Source organism: Sulfobacillus thermosulfidooxidans (genome assembly GCF_001280565.1).
GTDB classification, from domain to species: Bacteria; Bacillota; Sulfobacillia; order Sulfobacillales; family Sulfobacillaceae; genus Sulfobacillus; species Sulfobacillus thermosulfidooxidans_A.
Genome location: NZ_LGRO01000001.1, coordinates 830261 through 852168, shown reverse-complemented (window position 1 = coordinate 852168; position 21908 = coordinate 830261). Strand labels below are relative to the sequence as shown.

The following is a 21908-nucleotide window of genomic DNA, read 5'->3' as shown; positions in this document are numbered from 1 at the left end:
GTTACTCCTTACAACCTGTTCACAATTTCGCGAAATCGTTGGCCGCGCTCTTCAAAGTTTTGAAACATATCATAGCTAGCCGCTGCCGGTGACAATAACACCGTGTCACCAGCCTTCGCCACTTGACGGGCTGTATCCACAGCCTGTTCAAATGTATCAACACGCATAACCGGTATTGTACTATACCGCGCTATAGCTTGGGCAAGCTTTTCACGAACTTGCCCGAGAACGATAACATGATGCACCGAACTGTGAGCAATTGCTTGCCCCAACGCATCGTAGTCCAGATGTTTGTCATATCCTCCAGCTATCAAGACTATCGGGTCCGTAATAGCCCGCAATGCTGCCATTGTCCGGTCCGGGGCCGTGGCGATGGAGTCGTTAATATATAAGATGTTATCATGTTTACGCACTTTTTCCAAACGATGCGGCACACCATGAAAACGCTCGATAGCCCTTCTCATCGCATGCATATCGCCTCCCGCCATTTTGACGATAGCGACTGCAGCCAAAACGTTCAGAACGTTATGAGTTCCCGGCAGCTGAATGCTATTGACAGGAAAACAGGGCGTAAGGGCATGAGAAAAGTCCCTAAACATGATCCAGTCTTGCGTGATAAAGGTTCCTGCTTGACCGTGATCCTCCAGCGAAAAATATAGAACACGTCCTTCAGGAACAGCTTCCATCATATTCAAAAAGGTCGGAGGATAGGGTAACAGCAACCAGTCATCAGGACTTTGGAATTGAAAAATATGAGACTTGGCTTGGGCATAAGAACTCATGGAGCCATGAATATCTAAATGATTGGGCGAGAGATTGAGGATAGCCGCCCCGTGTGGACTGTGTTCCACCAATTCCAATTGAAAGCTGGACAGTTCCATAACTACCCAACTGTCGGGTCTAATGTGCCTAAAATCATCCCATAATGAGTGACCAATATTTCCGCCCACAAATACAAGACGCGTACCGTCTTCACGTAGGGCTTCTCCCACTAAGGTCGTAGTTGTGGTCTTGCCTGCCGATCCAGTAATTCCCATGATGGGCGCAGGACAGTATTGAAAGAATACGTCCGTTTCACAAGAAATTTTGGTTCCTTGCTTTCTCATTTGTTCAATCGGTGGCAGATTTTTCACCATCCCCGGGGTTAAATAAACCGTGTCAAGGTGAGGAACCCGAGATAACGCGGAAAGATAGTGTTCTCCGCCCAGGACGGGAATATCCCCCAACCCCATCTCCCTCAAGGACTCGCGAATGACTTCTTCCGGCCTCTTATCAGCCACTATCACCTCTGCTCCTTGAGCGAGGAGAAAAGGGACCAGGGGTCGGTTATTAACCCCTAGTCCAACAATAGCAACCGTCTTTTGCTGACTCATTCTGCCGACTCCAACAATTTTTCCATACGGTCTAATCCCGTTTCAATACGCTCCATCGAGGTGGCATAGGACATGCGGAAATAATCAGGCATTCCAAAACCTGATCCGGGCACCACCGCAACATTGGCTTGTTCTAACCAGGCGAGAGCCAAATCATCGGCATCGCGAATAACCCGGCCTCCAACCTGTCGCCCTTTCCATGCGGCCATATTCACCCAGACATAAAATGCGCCCTGCGGTGTCGAAGCAGCTAAACCGACCATCGCATTGAGCCGTCCCACAATATAACGCCGACGTCGATCAAACTCGCGCCGCATGGCATCGACCTCATCCTGCGGGCCGGTCAGGGCCTCAAGGGCCGCATATTGAGAAATGGTCGAGGGATTGGACGTCGATTGCGACTGCAGACTCGCCATCGCTTTAATTAAATGTTTGGGGCCTGCAGCATACCCAATACGCCATCCGGTCATCGCATAAGATTTTGAGACCCCATTAATAATAAGAGTGCGTTCCCGCATTTCTTTGAAGCGGGCAATGGATACATGCACCGTGTCATCATAGACCAACCGATTGTAAATTTCATCCGAAATCACCCATAAATCATGCGCCACCGCAAACTGCGCTATCTCTTCAAGAACTGAAGGGCGGATGACCACGCCGCTGGGATTGCTCGGTGAATTGAGCATCAAGCCTCGAGAGGAATTGGTTACAACTTTCTCTAAATCGTCGGCATGCAATTCACCATCATGTTGCGGCGCAATAGGCACATATTGGACAACACCCTCAGCCAATGTAATTTGTTCGGGATACGTCACCCAATAGGGAACCGGTAATAAGACCCCATCACCGGGATTCACCAAGGCCATCACGGCATTATAGAGCGAATGTTTAGCTCCGACAGACACTAATATTTCATCGGGTTCGTAACGTAATCCTGTATCTAAATGAATCCGTTCGGCAATGGCTACCTTAAGAGCTTCAATGCCGCCCACCGCCGTATAGCGAGTATGCCCGTGATTTATAGCTTGAATAGCCGCTTCGCGAATATTTTCGGGCGTATCAAAATCTGGCTCACCCGCCCCGAAATTGACCACATCATTCCCCTGAGCCATTAACGCTTTGGCTTTAGCATCGATAGCCATGGTGGGTGACGGTTTTAATTGTGCAACTCTGTTTGCTAGGGACAACGTCTTTACCATAGGGGCCCTCCTTGAAAATGTTATGACGACGTGCGTTCGAATAGATCATCATTCCAAAGGCGTTCAAGGAGCAGGCTCAATTCTTGAACGACCACGGCCGCAATTTTTTCCCCTTTCTCCTTGGTGCCCAGTCGTCCGTCACCCGTAGTTGCATGACGGAGACTTTTATCGTTAATTCCTGGACCTTTCATTCGATAACGCGGGCGAAAAGGGTTAAATGATGCATCGTCCATATGCACCAGCTCTGGTGCAATAGCTAGCATCACCGACGTTTCGTCTTCTCCCGCATGACCTTGGCTTGTTGTGATCCTTAAGATTTGCTGGCTAAAGTCCAACCACCAATTCACAAGCACAACTCGCACATTTTCGGCGGCAATCTGCTCCATCGCGGCTTGTAATGCCGATGTATTACCGCCGTGGCCATTCAATAAGATAAGATTTTTAATACCCCATTGGGCAACGCCGATGCCGATTTCCGCCACGTATTGTTGTAATACGCTTGCCGATACGGAAATGGTGCCTGCCCACACACTTAAATCCGGTGTGTGCCCATAAGGCACTGGAGGCAAAATAAGGATCCGGTCTGAATAGGTTTTTTCCAGTTGTTCAGCAAAATACCACGGGGCCATGTTATCGGTGCCCAATGGACAATGTTGCCCGTGAGCTTCGACGCTGCCCGTAGGCAAGATAGCCGTATCATAGTGCCCGATAATATGTTCCAAGAAATTTTTTGTGGTGATCTGATCCCAGTACATTCTCATTCATCCTTTGAACGCGTTGACGGATGTTTTATCAGCCCTCTTTCCCTTTTCAGGCGGATAACCCAAGCGCCTATAGCGCCAGTTTCTTTAGCTGACAATCCTCCCCAACCAACATCCTGAACTTTGGAAATCAAGCCAAGCTGCTGTGCCGCTTCCCATTTTAAGGCCTCATTCAAGCGTTGGGAGTCGGAATCCGTCTTCAGTTTACCAGGTCCTTGGGAATTACGGGATTGTTTTGCCATGTGGTCATCAGCCTCTTTTTTATGTTTGTGAAGGATGTCAAGTAGTGACTAACTCCTTCGCCATCATCTGGAACGTGCCATGGATTTTTCCTATACTACCGGTATCTGAAAATATTACAGGGTGCTCTCATTGTTCCCCAAAGGCACCAAAAAATTTCAAACGAAACCTTATATCCTTCACCGCGTACTGTGGCTACCGAGTAATTAGGGCCAACACCAGCCCAATATACGCCAGATAAAAAAGGCCGGCCGTCAATAATTCAATAACCCGAAGACTGTGGGAGCGACTTTTCAACCAAATCCACAATGCGGCCAACCATGCCAAAACCGCCGTGGCAATCTCAAGTGGAGTGAGTTGCCACGGCGTGAAAGCGATTCCTAACGCTGGCACGATACTGGATTGAAACGCCATTGCCCCGGTGACATTGCCTACCGCCAAAGTATCTTTTCCTCGGCGAATCCAGATCACGCTATTGAGGACTTCAGGCAACTCCGTTGCGACTGGCGTCACAATCACAGACAACAAGAACGGGGAGATGGTCACAATTTTCGTGATGCCATCGAGGGCTGTCACGAAAAAATGTGCCCCTAAAATAAGTCCAATTAACGCTAACACGACTTGCACGATTACCAGCACCAACGGCGGCCGAGGTCGGGACGATAGTCTAAGTGGCTGCGATGGTGCCACATTTCGTTGTTCAGAAGTATTATGACCTTCTACCAATTTCCACGCATGGCGTCCATAGAGTGCCAATAAACCCAAAGCCACAATCGGATGGATAATTCGTGGAAGAAACGAAGCGAGAACGACCACAGCAAAAGCCCAAAGAAAAAATCCTAAATCATCGGTCATGGGGCCTGCTGTCGGCACATTTAGGGTTCGGATCTTGCGCCGGCTTGCCCATAGCCCCACCCCAATGACCGAAAATCCTATTGTTGCGAGCATAAATGGCGCTCCTAAAATAGCTCCAAGGCCGATGGCGTTTTCACTATGTCCCTGACCAAAGATGATCGCCATCACTGGCACTAATGTTTCGGGTAATGCTGTCCCTAGTGCGGCCAATAATGAACCCACCGCACCTTCTTCCAAGTGCAGATGATAGCCAAGCCATTCTACTCCATTCGTAAAGTAATCCGCTGCCAGAACGATGAGCACCATTCCGCTAACGGTGAGCAATAACAAGGACATATTCATTAAACTCCCCGCTCCCGAATCCGGTCCCGGATCTGCGGCTCTAACCAGCAATGACTCCATATGGGATAAAGAGCGCCTCTTTTAACAAAACCCTTTAGATGTGCATCGGTCCAAAGTTTTGTTGGCGTAATGCCTCATAAACCACAATGGCTACGGCATTGGACAAATTCAATGACCGAACCCGAGAATCCATCGGAATAACATACGTCGCATTTTGATAATTTTTCAATAATGTCGATGGCAACCCCGTAGATTCTTTGCCAAATACTAGAACTGAATCCGGAGTATAACGCGCCTCCGTATATAATCGCGTACTGTGTGAAGTAAAATAGTACCAAGTTTCGGGATGACCTAAATAGTCCACGACACTTTGCCAATCAGGATGAACATGAACCTCTACAAAATCCCAATAATCGACCCCTGCCCGCCGTAAATAACGATCACTGATGGAAAAACCCAGTGGTTCCACTAAGTGTAAATGAGTTCTTGTCGCTGCACAGGTCCGAGCGATGTTGCCGGTATTGGGGGGGATTTCCGGTTCAACGAGCACCACGTGCATCCCCCACCCTCCTTTTCGTTGTCTTTCTTTAATTTTTACGGTTGTTGGCGAAGATAATCAATTTGCCGGAAATCCATATATAGTTCGGCCAGCCGACCTAAAAGTTCGCCTCGCCCTAATTCGCGTAATACATCCGCTAACGCTAGAAAATAGCCCCGGGCTTCATCTGCCAAAAGTTCGCTATCTTGCATCATTTCGCCTCCCGAAGGAAGTCTTCCCGGCAAAGGCTGTTATGATACGGTGCTGGCGCGCTTCTTAAAGGCCTTCAGGAGCCTTAATGCAACCTCTCCAGCCTTATCACTGATCGTGTGGCCATCTACGGCTGTGACGGGCAAGATTTCGGTCGTCGTCCCCGTCAAAAAAATCTCGTCCGCTGCCAGCATATCATCCACCGAAAAGGGCTCAAGTATGGTAGGAAGTCCCAATTCCTGGGCGATTTCCAAAACGACTTCCCGTGTAATTCCGGGTAAGATATAATTCGTAACCGGCGCAGTTTGCAGATATCCTTCCCGGACGATGAACACATTAGCACTGGTCGCTTCAGTCACCATTCCATCGCGCACAAACACGGCATCAAACATTCCCATTTTATGCGCTTTTTCTTTAGCGAGTACATTCGGCAGTAACCCGATCGTCTTAATCCAGACTTTAGCCCACCGGTCATCCGCCACGGTAATCACTGACACGCCGTGGTCAATCATCTCTTGAGGGAATGGATTGACTGGACGTATCCACATTAACACTGTCGGAGGTACATTTGCTGGTGGAAAAGGATGCGCCCGCGGATAGACACCGCGGGTAATTTCAAGATACAATGCCCCTTCTTTCTCCTTAAAATCTTGCAATAGCTGTCCAGCACCCTCAGTCACTGCAGCGATATTAATACCTTCCAAATCAATGCCTTTCAAAGAACGTGCAAGCCGGGCCATGTGCCGATCCCATTCAAAAAAGTGGCCAGAGTAGATGTGAACCACTTCATATACTCCATCAGCAAATAAAAAGCCGCGGTCATCAAAACTAATACGGACCTCCTGGTCATCCATTACATGACCATTGAAATAGACCTTCATCCTCATTCCTCCTCCCACGGATTATTCGTCATCTCGTGGTAATTAAATCTTTGCCCTCCCTTTATAAATGACGCCGCGAATCGGATCCATGGTGACGATTTGACCGTTATGTAATCGCTTGCTAGCTCCTTGCACCCCGACAATAGCCGGAATGCCCAGGGTCACCGCAGCTACCGCAATATCAGAGGTTCTACCACTATGTTCAGCAATAATGGCTTTGGCGTGCGCAAAAAATTCCTTATCTTCGGCATTGAAGTCAACGGCTACAGCAATATATGCTTCGTCAGGCAAATCCTCATGGTTTTTGGGTTGAAACCGGACCGGGGCCGTAATAGGTTCACCATAGCCTAATCCTGTTCCGACTAACACCGGATTTGACACGGTCTCGACGCGGACTAAGTTGGTGGTTCCTGGAATTCCCGCTGGCACCCCAGCAGTCAGAACGACTAGATCTCCTTCCGTCACATAACCATAGTCAGCGGCAGCCTCAATGGCCTTGGCTGCCATATCATCTGAATGCTCCGCATCCTCTGAAATAATAGGGCACACACCCCATGTCAACTTCAGGCGTCTCACGACACCGGGATTAGGAGAAATAGCAATAATCGGAACACTCGGTCGCGAACGACTTACCATGCGAGCGGTATAGCCTGTCGCCGTGACCGTTAAAATTGCTCGGGCTTCTAAACTCTCTGCCACCTCCGCAGAAGCACGACTCACTGCATCAGCCACCCGCGTAATGGGCAATGACCGACGCGTCATAAATTCTCGCCGGTTGTCGGCGTCTTCTGCAATTTTTGCCATCATTTGAATGGATTCCACCGGATATAGACCAGACGCTGTCTCAGCTGACAGCATCACACTATCTGATCCATCCCATATCGCATGGGCAACATCAGATACTTCAGCGCGCGTAGGCCTCGGGGCATGCGTCATCGATTCCAGCATTTGAGTCGCGGTCACAACCGGAATACCCAGTTCATTGGCTTGGGCGATGATATCCTTTTGCAGCCAGGGTACGCGCTCTGGTGGTAGTTCGACGCCCAAATCACCACGAGCGACCATCACACCATTAGAAACCGCCAAGATTTCTGCGAGATTCTCAACCCCTGCACGGTTCTCGATTTTGCTAATAAGAAAAACATCAAAGTGATTCTCTTCAAAAAATTTACGGATCGTGACAACATCCTCAGCGGAGCGAATAAAGGATGCTGCAACAAAATCCATCCCCTCCTGCATTCCCATTAAAAGGGCTTCCCGGTCAGTGTCAGTCAAAATGTCTAGAGGCCATGTCAGATCCGGTGAACTAATTTTTTTTCGGTTTTGAAGAAGGCCTCCGACCACCACTTCTAAGCGGAGTGCATCGGATTTTTGATCCGCACAACGCATCACAATATTTCCATCATCAATCCAAAGCAAGTGACCGGGCTCAATCATATCAAAAATCCCATCCCAGGTGACTCCGGCCTGATAGGCACCCGGTTCAGGCGTCTTGGTTAAGACAAACGTATCGCCTTGCTTAAGAGTTAATGGCTGGGTAAGATGCGTTAAACGCACTTCGGGACCACACGTATCAAGCATAATTCCCACTTCAGTGCCCACTTGATGCGAGATATCACGTAGAAGCTGAATCCGTTGCCGGTGAGTTTTCAGATCGCCATGCGACAAATTTAAGCGTGCGACATCCATACCCGACCGGATCATATTCGCAATGACTTGGGGATCATCGCAAGCAGGACCAATCGTCGCGACAATTTTTGTACGTCTCACATAGGAACTCCTTTACTCATTATCGTAATCGACCAAGATGTTCCGTGATGATTTCTGTTGCTTCTTCTGCTTCGCCTTCAGGAACTTGAATTTCAATACTGCCACGATCGTTGTCATCTAATTCGACCGTCTTCAGGTGGACCAAAACCCCTTCATTCTCCAATATGCCTTGAATCCGTTCTGCAATTGTCTTCGTCGGAGCAATATATACGACAGTCCACATCCTCGTACCCTCCTGGCAGCGCGTTTGGTCAATATACGTTAAGCATACAATGGACGGCCTACTAGAACAACTAGCAGGCCGTCATTGTCTGGCACTTCACCGAAAACTCGCTGATGTCATGACTCCCAAATTATCTCTCACCATTCCAAGGGCATCTTTTCCGCGGGTGATTTTTTCTGTGTTACCCGAAATACGGATAGGAGAGCGGCCAAAAAGGACAACACCACCAGAAGAAACAAAGCGTAGCGTGTGGCCGGAATCCAAGGCCCTTTGGGACCTCCTGGATTTTCGACGCCGCCATTAGCCATCAAAAATACTGCCAGCATGGTACCGGACAATGCCGTCCCCATCGCCATGCCTAAGGATCGCGCCATATTCAAAATACCGCCCCCGACGCCTAGACGCGAACTCGGCAAACTTCCCATGACAGACGAATTGTTAGGCGGAGTAAAGATCCCAAGACCAGCACCGATTAAGACCAATTCAATAACCATCATGGTCACATTGGGCCTTAGCGATAAGGTCCAAGCTAAGAAGAGCGATGCCAAACCGGTCAAAGCCATCCCGGATGTTGTTAGAAGCCGAGGCCCATAACGATCCGCCAAAGCACCCGCTTTCGGCGCCGCCACAGTCATGCCTAAGGGCACAGCCGTTAAGATAAGCCCTGATACCGCCGAACTATAGTTGAGTACGCGTTCGAAAAAGAAAGGCATCAAAAACAATACGCCAAACATGGCCAAGTACGATAACAAGCCAGTGAAATTTCCTACGCTAAACACGGGAATTTTAAACAAACGCATATCGACAAGAGGAGCGCGGAACGATAATTCCCGGAAGATGAATCCAATCAATAACAAAACAGCGGCCGCAAACATGCCTAGAATAGCGGGAGATGACCATCCCCAACTGTTACCTTCCGTTAAGGCGAGCATTACTAACACCAAAAAAGGTGTCATTAACAATGTGCCCCACCAATCGAAGGTTGCTTTATGACCGGACAACTTATCTTTTGGCAAAATCATTGCGGCCATTGTTGTTCCTAAAAGTCCCACGGGAACATTTACATAAAAAATGGCCCGCCATCCAAATAGACCCACTAAAGCGCCTCCAATTGCCGGGCCTAACGACAATCCAATCGCTTGTGCCGAACCTTGAAATCCAATTGCCCGTCCCCTTACCGACGCCGGCACTGCTGCTGTGATAATTGCCACCGAATTCGCCTGCAACATCGCCGCACCTGCCGCTTGAAAGACACGCGAAACAATCAGCATAGGCAAGTTCACCGCAGCCCCACATGCTGCGGAACCAATAATAAATACCAGAAATCCAAATGTGTACAAGGGCCGTCGCCCTAACATGTCAGCTAATCGTCCAAAAAGCGTCAAGAGCGTCGCTAACGTGAGTAAGTAGGCGATTAAAACCCAACTCACCATCGACGCGCTAGCGTGGAAATATGTGGTCAAGTCGGGTAGCGCGACATTGACAATACTCGCATCTAAGGCCGCCATAAATGCGCCAATACAGACCGTCGCTACCACAAACCAGATGTAATTTTCCCGGGAGGTGAAGCGTTCCAGAGGCAACGCCTGCCACATTTCCCGGAGTCCGGTTGCTCTTGCCACTTTCGCACCTCCCTGTTGTGAAAATTTTCTCAAATAGTCCGATCGAGTTACGGAGATATTATCCCACCATTACATTGACAAATCTACTACTATACCGTACTCTTTTCATCCCTACGACAAAATCGTACAATGCATTCAATACGGCCTCAACCGCAGTTCGTGAAATCTGTTCCGGAGGTTCAAAATGCCTTTTGATGCTTTTTTACTTGAGCGATTAGCCCGCCACTGGAATACACGCTGGCAAGATGTCGAACTCTCCTCGGCTTGGGCAGATAAAACGCACGTGGTTTTCCAAGGATGGCACAAAGATGCCCACGAAAAACTTTTCATTTTAATAGCTTTCACACCCGGGCTTGCCCGCATACATGAAACTCATCACCGCTTTGAGTTGCCCAAAGCGACTCATCCTCTTTTTGCGCGGTTTTTGCCCTTAACCATTGACGCCGTGTTTACGCCGGCATTTGATCGAATTCTGTGGTTTAAAGTGCATTGGACTGATGATTGGGGACAGCCTAGCTATGGCTATTTGGTCATCGAGCTTACGGGTCACGTAACCAATCTCATCGTACTCGATTCCGAATATAAAATTTTGGAAGCCTTGCGTCACTTTCAGGACAAAAACCACCAGCGAATCATTCGCCCTGGTCAACTCTACCAAGCCCCTGCCCCGTTACCCAATGCCTGCCAAACCCATCAATTCAGCGATATCTCGCCTTTAATCCGCAAACTCGTGCCAGAACCCGGGCAGTGGCCATTCGACGCGTTTTGCCAGCAATACACAACGTCCACCCTTCCATTTGTTCTCCTTCGCCAAGACAAAATCCAAGATTTATGGGTTTTTCCGTTGCCAGGGTGGCATGCTGAACTCGTGGAAAATCCTGATAAAGTCCTGGACAATCTATTTTTTGAGAAAGAACAGGAACGGTTGCGCATCAACCTACAACAACAACTCGTAGCGTATTGGAAAGATCGGGTGCAGCATCTACGCACCAAATTGGCTGAAACCGAACAAAGTCAGCAGGAGGAGGTAGAAAAATGGAAAGATGAAGGTGATTTGTGGTTGGCCTATCAGTATCAGTTTAAGAATCACCAGGAGCTCACCATTCCCTCCTTTGCTGATCCCTCACGCTTCGTTACTCTCGCGCTGCCGGAGGATAAGACCCCCGCAGAGATGGCAGAACATTGCTATAGACTGTACAAAAAGGCCAAAAGTCGCGTTGCCGCCAGTACCCGCCTTGCGGAAATTCTTCGGGAAGAACTCACCCACGCTGAACAAGCGTTGAGTTTGGCCCAACAAAATCATCCCACATCATATTACCGCGATGAATTAAAACAGGTCGCTTCGCCGGCGCGATCCAAACACCTGGAAAATCAGCCATTTCGGCGGTTTGTTAGCACCGGCGGGTTTGACATTTTTGTCGGACGTAACCGTGAAGAAAATCAGGAATTAACCATGCGCCGAGCCCGACCGGATGATTTGTGGTTTCACGTCAAACAAGCGCCGGGATCGCATGTGATTTTGTTTAGTGGAAAACGCCAACCTAACCTCGATGATCTGTTGGATGCCGCCCATCTCGCTGCTTATTACAGTCCGGCCAAGCACTCATCAACGGTGGCTGTGGATTACACTAAACGCAAATTTGTTCGAAAACGCCCGCATGCCGACATAGGGCAAGTGCTTTATGAACGCGAAAAAACGCTCTACGTGACCCCTGATCCCGAACGGCTTAGGCGTTTAGGAGCAACGCATGACAAATTAATCGATTAAGTATTACTGTTTGGGTTTTGTCAGAGGAATCCCCTGATGACATAAGGGACAGTCATCCGGAGCCCAGTTTTGAATGCCGCTAACATTTAAGACCGAGAAAAACGGTACTGTCCAGGGAACCCTTTGGTCTTGGGTCCGGTTAACCAGGCACCCGATGGCAGCTACATGGGCTCCTTGATCCCTCACCGCATCAATCACCTTGTTGACGGAACTTCCGGTGGTCACCGCGTCCTCGATAATAATTACCGGTTCCCCTTTTTCTAATTGAAAACCCCGGCGAAACACCATGTTTCCTCCCTCACCCTTTTCAGCAAAGATCACCCGATTGGATGGTCTGAGGGCCGCCAATTGATAAGCCGGCAGAATGCCTCCCATTGCGGGTCCGACGACTGTACGAGCCGAGATATCCTGCATTTGTTCTTGTAGCAGTGAAATCCAAGCGCGCAATTTGTCGGGTCGTTCGGTTAAGCGGGCCAATAGAAAGAACGTGTCACTGTGACGACCCGTAGTCAAAAGAAAATGTCCTTGCAAATATGCCCCAATCTCCCGTAAATCCTCCAACGTTCCGGCTGCGCTCACGACTTTTTGCCCCCTTGCAATAATTTAGTCAATTCTTGATATGTCGCTTGGGGATCCTTGGCCTGCAGCAATGTTCGGCCAATCACTAAATCCGTTGCTCCATAGTTGACGGCTTTTTCTGGAGTAATTACCCGTTTTTGATCATTTGATGGATCTGGTGCTTTTCGAATGCCAGGTACAACAAACCGTGCCCCAGGCCACAAAGGGCTCAGAACTATTAACTCTTGCCCTGATAAGACGATCCCGTCAAGTCCCGTATCCCTACCGATAGCAGCTAAGCGCGTAACTTGGTCAGCCACGTTTGATGAGATTCCGATCATCGTTAAATCATCGTTGCCCAAGCTCGTTAAAACACTAACCCCCACAATACTTAACTGGGTCCGGGCCTGAACTGCCGCTTCACACATGGCCCGGCCTCCCATCAAGTGAATCGTGGTCAAACTGACCCCAAGCTCATCGAGCTGTGAGATGGCTGCGGCTACGGTCCTGGGAATATCATGCAATTTGAGATCTAAAAAGATCGATAGGCCATCTTCCCCAATCCATTTTTTAATAACATCCGGTCCCGTTCGGTAAAACAGCTCCATCCCAACTTTATAGTCTTTATGATTAGGAAAGCGGGCCATCCATTGTTCGGCCACTTTTTGGTCAGGCACGTCTAACGCAATCCAAAAACGCGTGGGCTGAAGATTTGCTGGGTTAGGATTCATATGTCATCTCCTCTTGAGGAGGCCACATGGATTTCCCGGGCAAGGCCGCTCCCACAGCATCTTGCAATGACGTAAATCCATGGGACTCGAGTACCTGAGGCAGTTCGTTAATAATTTGATTCATCCGGTCTGGAAATTGAAAGGTAATGGTCCCCACCATAACGGCACTGGCTCCAGCCATTAAAAATTCCAAGACATCAGTAGCACTGGCAATGCCCCCCATTCCTATAATGGGGATGTGAACCGCTTGGGCAACTTCATAAATAATACGTAAGGCCACTGGTTTAATCGCTGGCCCAGACAACCCGCCTGTGATGCCCCCCAAAGCGGGACGCCTATGATCAATATCAATCGCTAATCCGACAAGGGTATTAATCGCGGAAATCATATCGGCCCCGGCTGCCTCGATGGCTTGTGCAATCATAACTGGTGATGTCACATTGGGAGACAATTTGACCATAATAGGCAGGTTGGTGACTTGTCGGACTGCGTGGGTCACGGCATAGGCTTGGTCTGGATCCTGTCCAAAGCTCATGCCACCCTCTTTGATATTAGGGCAGGAAATATTCACTTCCAAGGCATGTACCCCATCGAGTCCATTGAGCCGTTCAGCGACCCGTTGATACTCATCTACTGTATGACCAATAATGTTGACGATCACACGCGGTTGATGCTGTCTTAAAAATGGCAAATCCTTTTCAATAAAAACATCCACCCCGGGATTTTGTAATCCAATGGAATTCAAAAGTCCCATCGGTGTTTCCCATATTCGCGGAGGAGGATTGCCGGTCCACGGTTCTGGTGATACCCCTTTGACACTGATACCGCCCAAAGCATCAATGTTGACAAATTGGCTGTACTCTGGGCCAAAACCGAAGGTTCCGGATGCAGCCATCACCGGATTACTCAATTCCAACCCCCTTGGCAAAACTACGCGCAAATCCATTACCACATCAGCTCCTCTGCTCGAAACACGGGACCTTCTGTACACACTCTCCGGTAAGATAGACCCCGTTCTCCTTTCGCCGGCACCACACAGGCCAAACACGCGCCAATCCCACACCCCATGCGTTGTTCTAACGCCAAATAAGCCGTTATGTGTTCATGAGCCAGGTTAGCAATAGCTTTCAGCATTGGTGTCGGACCACATGCATACACTTGCGCATTCTCATGTCGGCTTAACCACTGTTCAAGCGGTCCGAGAACGGTACCATGATGACCTGCACTGCCATCATCGGTCGTCACTTCAATCCGCAATCCAAGTGCCTTAAAATCCTCTACCATCAATACCCACGCGGATTTACGCGCCCCGATAATGACAAAAGGTGGATTTTTGGTGGTTGAGATCCACGCTTGAGCCGCACTATACAAAGGCGGAATGCCGACACCACCTCCCACCAGCACCCACGGTCTTGACGGATCCGGAGCGGGAAAGCCGTGTCCTAACGGGCCTAACACATCGAGTTCCTCTCCCACTTGACGTTCCGCCAACCACTGGGTGCCTGAACCGACAATTTGGAATAAAATGCCCACTTCGCCGTGAATGGTGTCCAAACGAGAAAACGAGATAGGGCGTCTTAACATTCCCGGTGTCAACACGTGGGCAAATTGCCCCGGAATGGCTTTCGCCAGTTCCGGGCTTTTTAATATCAATTCCACGTGCCCGTCTGCCACTTCATTCCGTTCGATAATGGGACTTTTGGACCAGGTATTCCCGATCGCCATACTATCTCACCTGCCCTACGTGCAACCATTCATTTAAGGGATGCACTGAAAATGTTTGCCGTTGCCGACCTTTCAGGGCCTCGATGGCGGCGCGGACCGTATCAAGCGAGGTAAAACACAAGATGCCTTGCTCCACAGCTGCCCGACGAATAAGAAATCCTTCTCGTTCCTGATCTCCGCCGACGGTAATCGTATTGATAACCAAATCAAACTGGCCTTGGTGGATAAGATCCACCAAATGGGGGCGTCGTTCCCGAATTTTGTAAACAGGCGTGGCAGGAATCCCTTGGGCCGATAACATGGCCAAAGTCCCGGCAGTCGCATACAACCGGTAACCTAAGTTTGCTAATTCACGTAAGTAGGGTAAGGCTTCTGCTTTGTCGGCATCAGCAATCGTCACCAAAATTTTTCCTCCCGCGGGTAAGCGGAATCCCCCGCCAATCAACGCCTTATAAAGGGCGCTAGAAAAGTCATGGTCAATCCCCATAACTTCGCCCGTTGATTTCATCTCAGGACCTAAGATAGCATCGACCTGTCCAAGTTTGGCAAAGGAAAATACGGGCATTTTCACGGAAAAATGATCGGGCGCCGCTAATAGCCCCTCACCCCATCGCTCATCAAAATGACCGGTAAGACTGGCTTCCATCGCTAAATCCACTAAGGGTACGCCAGTGGCTTTAATGACAAAGGGGACGGTTCGGCTAGAGCGGGGATTGGCTTCGATAACATAGACTTGATTATCTACCGCCACAAACTGAATATTTAACAGTCCCTTCACACCGAGACCGCGACAGAGTTTCGTTGAAATATCGACAACTTGGTCAATAATACTGTGGGAAGCGCGCACGGGTGGCAACACAGCCACAGAGTCCCCAGAATGCACCCCAGCCCGTTCTACATGTTCCATGACGGCCGGAATAAGAACACGCCGTCCATCACTCACAGCATCGACCTCCAACTCGAGTCCACTCATATAGCGGTCCATCAGAAGAGGCTGGTCGGCTCCCATTTCGTGGTTTTCCTGCAAGTACCGTTCTAATTGTCCCCGGTCCTCGACAATTTTCATGGCTCGTCCCCCTAGCACATACGAGGGACGGACTAGAAGCGGAAACCCAATTTTTTCGGCGGCTTCAAAAGCTTGATCCGGGGTTGTCACGGCTAACCCAGGTGGTCGTTTGATGTGCAGTTCCTCTAATAGCTCGTCAAATAATTCCCGGTCTTCCGCTTGTTGCAAGCCTCTTAAATCGGTTCCAACGATTTTTACCCCATGTCTTGTGAGCGCTTCCGCCAAATTGATAGCTGTTTGTCCACCAAATTGCACGACTACGCCATCAGGCTTTTCCCAGTCGACGATGTTCAAAACATCTTCTAGCGTAATCGGTTCGAAATACAAACGGTCTGACGCATTAAAATCAGTTGATACTGTTTCCGGATTATTGTTTACCATAATCGCTTTATAACCCAACCGTCGCAAAGCATTCAGAGCATAAACACTTGCGGCGTCAAATTCGATGCCTTGACCGATCCGTATAGGCCCTGACCCAATTACGAGAATTTTCGGGCCGTCAAGAGGTTCTGCCTCATTCTGTTCCTCGTAGGTGGCGTAATAGTAAGGAGTTTGAGCAGGAAATTCACCGGCGCAGGTATCCACCATTTTGTAGGTAGGTATGATGCCATGAAGGATGCGCAGACGCCGGACTTCGTCTTCGGTAGAATGAATTAATTCTGCAATCCGTCGATCTGCAAAACCTTTTTGTTTAAGTTCGCGAGCACGCTCGAGCCACTGGTCTGGATGTTGCAAGATCCATGATTCGGTCTCAATAATGTCAGCAATTCCCTCCACAAACCAGCGATCAATGGCCGTACGCCGAGCAATCTCGTCAACAGAAAATCCGCGTCTGAGACCCTCGGCAACGAAAAACAAGCGTTCATCCGTCACATCGACGATACCCGCCCAAATCTCCTCATCGGAACGTGTCTCCAAGTCGGGCCGGCTCAGCGAGATGCGCTTAATTTCCAAAGATCGCACAGCTTTTTGCAGCCCCCCAGCGAAGGTACGGTCAATGGCCATAACTTCTCCCGTCGCTTTCATTTGAGTGCCTAGCCGTCGTTCTGCCGTTGGAAACTTGTCGAATGGCCACCGGGGAATTTTGACGACAACATAATCGAGAGCCGGTTCAAACGCGGCTGTGGTATTCACTGTCACGGGATTAGCGATTTCGGGCAGAGTCAACCCAATTGCAATTTTGGAGACAATCCGGGCAATCGGATAGCCGGTCGCTTTTGAGGCTAGAGCACTCGACCGAGAAACCCGGGGATTCACTTCAATCACCCGGTAACGTCCATCGGGATGTAAGGCAAATTGCACATTGCAGCCTCCTACCACTCCTAAATGGCTAACAATGTCGATGGCTGCCGTACGTAGCATTTGGTACTCATAATCCGTTAAGGTTTGACTGGGCGCCACAACAATTGAGTCACCAGTATGAATGCCGACTGGATCAAAATTCTCCATATTGCAAACCGTAATGGTATTACCAACCTGGTCCCGGATGACTTCATACTCGACTTCTTTGTATCCGGCGATCGATTCTTCCACGAGAACTTGAGTAATAGGACTTAAGGCGAGCGCATGGGGTAAGCGTTCTAGCAATTCTTCGTCGTTATGGGCAAAGCCTCCCCCCGTTCCCCCCAAGGTATAGGCAGGCCTGAGAACGACTGGATATCCAATCTCCTGGGCAAATACTATACCTTCTTCGACTGTGGTAACCGTTCGGCTTCTGGCAATGGGATGGCCCAATTCGATCATCAAATTCCGGAAGGCTTCCCGATCTTCAGCCATTTTGATAGCCGACAAGGGAGTGCCTAACAAAGGAATACCGAGGTCAGTGAGAACCCCCGTACGCCCTAGTTCCGAAGCCAAATTCAAGCCCATCTGGCCACCTAGCGTGGCCAATACCCCATCAGGTCGCTCTTTCCCTAAGATATAGGCGAGAAAAGATACCGTAAGAGGCTCTAAATAGACAACATCAGCGACCGATAAATCGGTCATAATCGTGGCCGGATTACTGTTGACTAAGACAACTTCCAGCCCTTCTTCTTTTAAGGCCCGACACGCCTGGGTACCAGCATAGTCAAACTCGGCCGCTTGACCAATGATTATCGGTCCCGAACCAATGACCAAGACCTTATGAATATCCGATCGTTTAGGCATTCGCTAACCCCTTTCGTTGAATGACCGTATCTAAAAATTCATCAAACAGGTAATGAGAATCCCAAGGTCCTGGACCCGCTTCCGGATGATGCTGCACAGTGAGAACCGGTTTATCTTTATGCTGAAATCCTTCGACGGTCTGGTCATGCAAATTGGTCAATCGTATGCGGTAGCGGTCCAAAAGCGGCGCCGGATCCACGGCATACCCATGATTTTGTGATGTGATCAACACTTTTCCCGTTACATGGTCTAATAAGGGATGATTAGCTCCATGATGGCCAAATTTTAAAGGATATGTGGGCGCTCCTTCAGCCAGACCAATCAGTTGATGGCCAAGACAAATACCCAAGGTAGGATAATGATCAATGGCGTAGCGCACGGTTGGAAGCAGGTCCGTAAAATCACTGGGATCGCCCGGACCATTTGATAACACAATGCCGTCGGGCGCGTAATGAGCCAATTCTTCGGGAGTTACCGTACAAGGCAACACACTCACCCGCATGTTGCGTTTCACGAGTTGCGCCATAATAGAATTTTTCGCGCCATAATCAATCACCACGATATGGAGTCCATCACTGTCATGACCCAAAGAATATGCCTGGGGTGTTGTCACTTGATAGACACTTTGAGACAGGTCAATTCCGGCAAACAGGGCTTCTCGTTGTTCTTGCGTCATCTCAATCGGTCCCAATACAGCGTGTTGGGTTCCCCGTTGCCGAATATACAATGTGAGCGCCCTCGTATCCACATCCGCTAATCCACATTTGTGATAGCGTTTGAGATAGGCATCAAAACTTTCGGCGCCTCCAAAATGAGAGGGAATGGGCGTATCATGTTTGATAACAACCGCTTCGGCCCACGGAAATAGGGATTCCGCCGCGTCAGCGAAAGTCCCATAATTCCCGATAAGGGGATAGGTCAAAACGACAATTTGGCCAAAATATGAGGGGTCAGTCAAAATCTCTTGATAACCGGTCATCGCGGTATTAAAAACAACTTCCCCCGCTACACCTCGGCTAATATCCCCGATCAATCGTCCCTCGAAAATTGTCCCGTCTTCAAAAAACAATGCGCCTTTCACACAAGCACCTCCTGATCCCGCATGGTAAATCGACCGTCTAGCATCGTGGCGACTGGACGCCCTTTAAGTTTTGTCCCCTGTAAAGGCGTATTCTTCCCCCGAGAATAAAATTGTTGTCCATCGACAGTCCACGTTACTTGAGGATCAATCAAGGTAAGGTCTGCTGACGCCCCGGGAATTAGGCCTGGATAATCAAGGCCCAACACGTCTTGAGGGCCTACAGTAATAAGCCGAAACAGATGCAATGGAGAAAGTAGCCCCGCGTCCAAAAACACCCGGAAGATCGTACCAATAAAGGTTTCTAAGCCGCTAATGCCAAATGGCGCCTCTTTATATGATTGGTTCTTTTCGTCCTCATGATGAGGAGCATGATCGGACGCGATCACGGTAATAAGTCCTTTTATTACCGCTTGAATTAATAACTGCCGGGTAGTGTCCGGCCGTAAAGGCGGATTAACTTTGGTGACTGGATTATAATTCCATTCACGTACCGCCTCGTCGGTCAAAAATAAATGATGTGGTGCCACTTCAGCGCTCACTCGTAACCCGCGGCGCTTAGCATAGTCTAACGCTTCCAATGAACCCGGAGAGGAAATATGCGCCACATGCAAGATGCCACCGGTTAAACCGGCTAGTTCGACATCACGCCACACCATGACCGATTCCGCTTCGTCGGGTGCCCCCGCTAGGCCCAGTTGGTGAGAAATGCTCCCCTCATGCATAACACCGCCTGCAGCTAACAATGGGTCTTCGGCATGCTGAATAATGGGACGCCCTAATGTTTTGGAATAACTTAAGGCTGCACGCATAATGCGGCTATCCACAAGGGGATGCCCATCGTCAGAAAACCCTACCGCTCCAGCTTCCGCCATCTGATAGAGATCAGCCAGTTCTGATCCTTGTTGGCCTTTGGAAATCGCGCCAATGGGCAAAATATGCACTAAGCCAATTTCATTAGCCCGGGTTATTTGCCAATGAATTAAACTGGGAATGTCAACAACGGGACGCGTATTAGGCATGGTACACACCACGGTAAATCCCCCAGCGGCCGCAGCCTGACTCCCTGAGAATAAGTCTTCTTTATATTCCAGTCCCGGATCACGGAAATGAACATGCATATCGGTAAGCCGTGGCACCAACCATAGTCCTCGAGCGTTGATGACCCGACAATCAGTGGCCGTCGCGCGTTCTGCAATTTGGCCATTAACAACAAACACATCTTCCACACTATCGATGCCTCGGAAAGGATCAATCACTCGTACATTTTGTATCTGCCAACACGTTTCAGCCTTATTCGTCATGGCCACCTCCTAATAACCGAAATAGCACGGCCATTCTGACCGCCACCCCATTGCGCACTTGCTGCAAGATATAGGACCGGGAAGAATCCAAAACATCCGAATCGATTTCGACTCCACGATTTTGTGGACCAGGATGAAGAACCACAGCATCTGGTTTGGCATACTGTAGAGTTTTTCGAGTGATGCCCCAGCGCAATCGATATTCCCATAATGAGGGAATTTCACCCGTACTTTGCCGTTCCTTTTGCAACCGTAACACTTGAATGGCATCGGCATCTGCTAAGGCTTCTTTCAAATCGGTGGTAACCTCCACGCCCAACTCTTCATAGGTACTAGGTAAAAGACTGGGTGGGCCTACAATGCTCACGCGGGCTCCAAGCGCCAACAATGCCCAAATATCAGAGCGAGCGACCCGACTGTGCAACACATCCCCCACAATCGCCACTTTCAGTCCCGCCACGTGTCCTTTGGCCTGACGCAGTGTCAACGCGTCGAGAAGACCTTGTGTCGGATGCTCATGACTGCCGTCGCCCGCGTTGATTACCGGAATATCAAGAATTTCCGCTAACTGTTGAGGAACTCCCGATACCTGATGACGAATGATGACGGCATCCACTGCCATTTGCGATAAATTGCGAGCAGTATCCCATAACGTTTCCCCTTTTTCAACGCTCGAACCCGATTTCTGCACATTTATGACATCAGCACTGAGATATTTCGCAGCCAATTCAAAAGAATTGCGCGTCCGGGTACTGGGCTCAAAAAAGAGGTTCACAATAGATTTTCCGCGCAATGTCGGAACTTTTTTAATCGGCCTGTCCAATATTTCGGCCATATTCTGCGCGAGATCGAGTAAATCCCCTATATCTTGTCCGGAGAGACTTTCTAATGTTAGTAAGTCGCGCATTATTCCTCTCCTTCTATCACGGGAACTTTTTCCACATATACGCGATCAATCCCGTCAATTTCCTGCACTTCCACATGGATACGCTCTGACCGCGCGGTGGGAACATTTTTGCCAACATAATCGGCTCGGATGGGCAATTCACGATGTCCCCGGTCAATTAAGACCGCTAATTGAATGGCTTTAGGCCGCCCAAAATCTGATAGGGCATCTAGTGCGGCACGCACCGTACGCCCGGTATAAAGCACATCGTCAACTAATACCACCACGCGTTTATCAATCATTGCGCTTTTTATCGATGTCTGATTCACTGGCGCAAAAGGCCGGTGCGCCAGATCATCGCGGTACAGCCCGATGTCCAGAATCCCCACCTGCAGTGTTTCATTTTCTATCAAGGCCAAATTTGCGGCAATGCGTTCGGCTAGGGGCACACCCCGTCTGCGAATCCCTACTAAACTCACATTGTGCACACCGTGGTTACGCTCAACAATTTCATGAGCAATGCGCATCAGTGCGCGCCGTATTGCATCTTCGTCCATCAACAGGGCGACCTGTTTCATAAAAACCCTCCTTGGGCAATTAGCCAAAAAAAATACTCTAGCCACCCGAAGG

General features: G+C 49.3%; 21 protein-coding genes. 1 reads left to right on the top strand and 20 read right to left on the bottom strand.

Annotated elements, in window-relative coordinates; all coding sequences use genetic code 11:
• Positions 1-8: 8 nt before the first annotated feature.
• From murD to AOA63_RS04475, 11 genes are all read right to left on the bottom strand, one after another.
• Entirely contained in the window at positions 9-1373 is a 1365-nt protein-coding gene (gene murD, locus AOA63_RS04520; RefSeq protein WP_053958587.1) for a UDP-N-acetylmuramoyl-L-alanine--D-glutamate ligase, read from the bottom strand.
• Entirely contained in the window at positions 1370-2572 is a 1203-nt protein-coding gene (locus AOA63_RS04515) for a pyridoxal phosphate-dependent aminotransferase (RefSeq protein WP_053958586.1), read from the bottom strand. The genes murD and AOA63_RS04515 overlap by 4 nt, the downstream gene beginning before the upstream one ends.
• A gap of 20 nt (positions 2573-2592) precedes the next feature.
• Positions 2593-3327 (bottom strand): creatininase family protein, encoded by a 735-nt coding sequence (locus AOA63_RS04510; protein WP_053958585.1) that lies wholly within the window; start codon positions 3325-3327, stop codon positions 2593-2595.
• Positions 3328-3329: 2 nt separating this feature from the next.
• Complete coding sequence (locus tag AOA63_RS04505) at positions 3330-3575, bottom strand: small, acid-soluble spore protein, alpha/beta type (protein ID WP_053958584.1); 246 nt, start codon at positions 3573-3575, stop codon at positions 3330-3332.
• Between the two features lie 193 nt (positions 3576-3768).
• Complete coding sequence (locus AOA63_RS04500; RefSeq protein WP_242848273.1) at positions 3769-4830, bottom strand: sodium:calcium antiporter; 1062 nt, start codon at positions 4828-4830, stop codon at positions 3769-3771.
• Between the two features lie 34 nt (positions 4831-4864).
• Entirely contained in the window at positions 4865-5329 is a 465-nt protein-coding gene (locus tag AOA63_RS04495) for a tRNA (cytidine(34)-2'-O)-methyltransferase (RefSeq protein WP_053958583.1), read from the bottom strand.
• A gap of 35 nt (positions 5330-5364) precedes the next feature.
• Entirely contained in the window at positions 5365-5523 is a 159-nt protein-coding gene (locus tag AOA63_RS19685) for a hypothetical protein (RefSeq protein ID WP_171822608.1), read from the bottom strand.
• A 36-nt stretch (positions 5524-5559) separates the two neighbouring features.
• The gene (locus tag AOA63_RS04490; protein ID WP_053958582.1) at positions 5560-6399 is read right to left on the bottom strand and encodes an aminotransferase class IV; all 840 of its coding nucleotides are present in this window, start codon (positions 6397-6399) and stop codon (positions 5560-5562) included.
• Positions 6400-6441: 42 nt separating this feature from the next.
• Positions 6442-8169 (bottom strand): pyruvate kinase, encoded by a 1728-nt coding sequence (gene pyk / locus AOA63_RS04485; protein ID WP_053958581.1) that lies wholly within the window; start codon positions 8167-8169, stop codon positions 6442-6444.
• A 19-nt stretch (positions 8170-8188) separates the two neighbouring features.
• Entirely contained in the window at positions 8189-8392 is a 204-nt protein-coding gene (locus tag AOA63_RS04480; RefSeq protein ID WP_020374608.1) for a hypothetical protein, read from the bottom strand.
• 137 nt (positions 8393-8529) lie between these two features.
• A complete protein-coding gene (locus AOA63_RS04475) occupies positions 8530-10014 on the bottom strand; it encodes a DHA2 family efflux MFS transporter permease subunit (protein WP_053958580.1) in 1485 nt (494 codons plus the stop codon).
• Positions 10015-10198: 184 nt separating this feature from the next.
• Here AOA63_RS04475 and AOA63_RS04470 point away from each other — a divergent pair, with 184 nt between their 5' ends.
• Complete coding sequence (locus AOA63_RS04470) at positions 10199-11782, top strand: Rqc2 family fibronectin-binding protein (protein WP_053958579.1); 1584 nt, start codon at positions 10199-10201, stop codon at positions 11780-11782.
• 3 nt (positions 11783-11785) lie between these two features.
• Here AOA63_RS04470 and pyrE read toward each other — a convergent pair whose 3' ends face one another.
• The 9 genes from pyrE to pyrR are packed head-to-tail and all read right to left on the bottom strand — an operon-like array spanning position 11786 to position 21856.
• Complete coding sequence (gene pyrE, locus AOA63_RS04465) at positions 11786-12361, bottom strand: orotate phosphoribosyltransferase (protein ID WP_053958578.1); 576 nt, start codon at positions 12359-12361, stop codon at positions 11786-11788.
• Positions 12358-13071, bottom strand: coding sequence for an orotidine-5'-phosphate decarboxylase (gene pyrF, locus AOA63_RS04460; RefSeq protein ID WP_053958577.1), 714 nt, complete (start codon positions 13069-13071; stop codon positions 12358-12360). The genes pyrE and pyrF overlap by 4 nt, the downstream gene beginning before the upstream one ends.
• Positions 13061-14017 carry a dihydroorotate dehydrogenase gene (locus tag AOA63_RS04455; RefSeq protein ID WP_053958576.1) on the bottom strand — a complete coding sequence of 319 codons (957 nt, stop codon included), beginning with the start codon at positions 14015-14017 and terminating at the stop codon, positions 13061-13063. Before AOA63_RS04455 ends, pyrF begins: the two co-directional genes overlap by 11 nt.
• Positions 14017-14796: a dihydroorotate dehydrogenase electron transfer subunit gene (locus tag AOA63_RS04450; protein WP_082343741.1), complete on the bottom strand. Its 780-nt coding sequence runs from the start codon at positions 14794-14796 to the stop codon at positions 14017-14019. The genes AOA63_RS04455 and AOA63_RS04450 overlap by 1 nt, the downstream gene beginning before the upstream one ends.
• A 1-nt stretch (position 14797) precedes the next feature.
• Positions 14798-18010 carry a carbamoyl-phosphate synthase large subunit gene (carB, locus tag AOA63_RS04445; RefSeq protein ID WP_053958575.1) on the bottom strand — a complete coding sequence of 1071 codons (3213 nt, stop codon included), beginning with the start codon at positions 18008-18010 and terminating at the stop codon, positions 14798-14800.
• Positions 18003-19091, bottom strand: coding sequence for a carbamoyl phosphate synthase small subunit (locus tag AOA63_RS04440; RefSeq protein ID WP_053958574.1), 1089 nt, complete (start codon positions 19089-19091; stop codon positions 18003-18005). The genes carB and AOA63_RS04440 overlap by 8 nt, the downstream gene beginning before the upstream one ends.
• On the bottom strand, positions 19088-20392 hold the full coding sequence (locus AOA63_RS04435; RefSeq protein WP_053958573.1) for a dihydroorotase: 1305 nt from the start codon (positions 20390-20392) through the stop codon (positions 19088-19090). The genes AOA63_RS04440 and AOA63_RS04435 overlap by 4 nt, the downstream gene beginning before the upstream one ends.
• Positions 20382-21299: an aspartate carbamoyltransferase catalytic subunit gene (locus AOA63_RS04430; RefSeq protein ID WP_053958572.1), complete on the bottom strand. Its 918-nt coding sequence runs from the start codon at positions 21297-21299 to the stop codon at positions 20382-20384. The genes AOA63_RS04435 and AOA63_RS04430 overlap by 11 nt, the downstream gene beginning before the upstream one ends.
• Entirely contained in the window at positions 21299-21856 is a 558-nt protein-coding gene (gene pyrR, locus AOA63_RS04425) for a bifunctional pyr operon transcriptional regulator/uracil phosphoribosyltransferase PyrR (protein WP_053958571.1), read from the bottom strand. The genes AOA63_RS04430 and pyrR overlap by 1 nt, the downstream gene beginning before the upstream one ends.
• Between the last annotated feature and the right edge of the window lie 52 nt (positions 21857-21908).

What these genes read in the sequence shown, in the direction of transcription:
- murD (WP_053958587.1), bottom strand. Translation starts at nt 1,373, where the DNA reads ATGAGTCAGCAAAAGACGGTTGCTATTGTTGGACTAGGGGTTAATAAC.
- AOA63_RS04515 (WP_053958586.1), bottom strand. Translation starts at nt 2,572, where the DNA reads ATGGTAAAGACGTTGTCCCTAGCAAACAGAGTTGCACAATTAAAACCG.
- AOA63_RS04510 (WP_053958585.1), bottom strand. Translation starts at nt 3,327, where the DNA reads ATGTACTGGGATCAGATCACCACAAAAAATTTCTTGGAACATATTATC.
- AOA63_RS04505 (WP_053958584.1), bottom strand. Translation starts at nt 3,575, where the DNA reads ATGGCAAAACAATCCCGTAATTCCCAAGGACCTGGTAAACTGAAGACG.
- AOA63_RS04500 (WP_242848273.1), bottom strand. Translation starts at nt 4,830, where the DNA reads ATGGAGTCATTGCTGGTTAGAGCCGCAGATCCGGGACCGGATTCGGGA.
- AOA63_RS04495 (WP_053958583.1), bottom strand. Translation starts at nt 5,329, where the DNA reads ATGCACGTGGTGCTCGTTGAACCGGAAATCCCCCCCAATACCGGCAAC.
- AOA63_RS19685 (WP_171822608.1), bottom strand. Translation starts at nt 5,523, where the DNA reads ATGATGCAAGATAGCGAACTTTTGGCAGATGAAGCCCGGGGCTATTTT.
- AOA63_RS04490 (WP_053958582.1), bottom strand. Translation starts at nt 6,399, where the DNA reads ATGAAGGTCTATTTCAATGGTCATGTAATGGATGACCAGGAGGTCCGT.
- AOA63_RS04480 (WP_020374608.1), bottom strand. Translation starts at nt 8,392, where the DNA reads ATGTGGACTGTCGTATATATTGCTCCGACGAAGACAATTGCAGAACGG.
- AOA63_RS04470 (WP_053958579.1), top strand. Translation starts at nt 10,199, where the DNA reads ATGCCTTTTGATGCTTTTTTACTTGAGCGATTAGCCCGCCACTGGAAT.
- pyrF (WP_053958577.1), bottom strand. Translation starts at nt 13,071, where the DNA reads ATGAATCCTAACCCAGCAAATCTTCAGCCCACGCGTTTTTGGATTGCG.
- AOA63_RS04455 (WP_053958576.1), bottom strand. Translation starts at nt 14,017, where the DNA reads ATGGATTTGCGCGTAGTTTTGCCAAGGGGGTTGGAATTGAGTAATCCG.
- AOA63_RS04450 (WP_082343741.1), bottom strand. Translation starts at nt 14,796, where the DNA reads ATGGCGATCGGGAATACCTGGTCCAAAAGTCCCATTATCGAACGGAAT.
- carB (WP_053958575.1), bottom strand. Translation starts at nt 18,010, where the DNA reads ATGCCTAAACGATCGGATATTCATAAGGTCTTGGTCATTGGTTCGGGA.
- AOA63_RS04435 (WP_053958573.1), bottom strand. Translation starts at nt 20,392, where the DNA reads ATGACGAATAAGGCTGAAACGTGTTGGCAGATACAAAATGTACGAGTG.
- AOA63_RS04430 (WP_053958572.1), bottom strand. Translation starts at nt 21,299, where the DNA reads ATGCGCGACTTACTAACATTAGAAAGTCTCTCCGGACAAGATATAGGG.
- pyrR (WP_053958571.1), bottom strand. Translation starts at nt 21,856, where the DNA reads ATGAAACAGGTCGCCCTGTTGATGGACGAAGATGCAATACGGCGCGCA.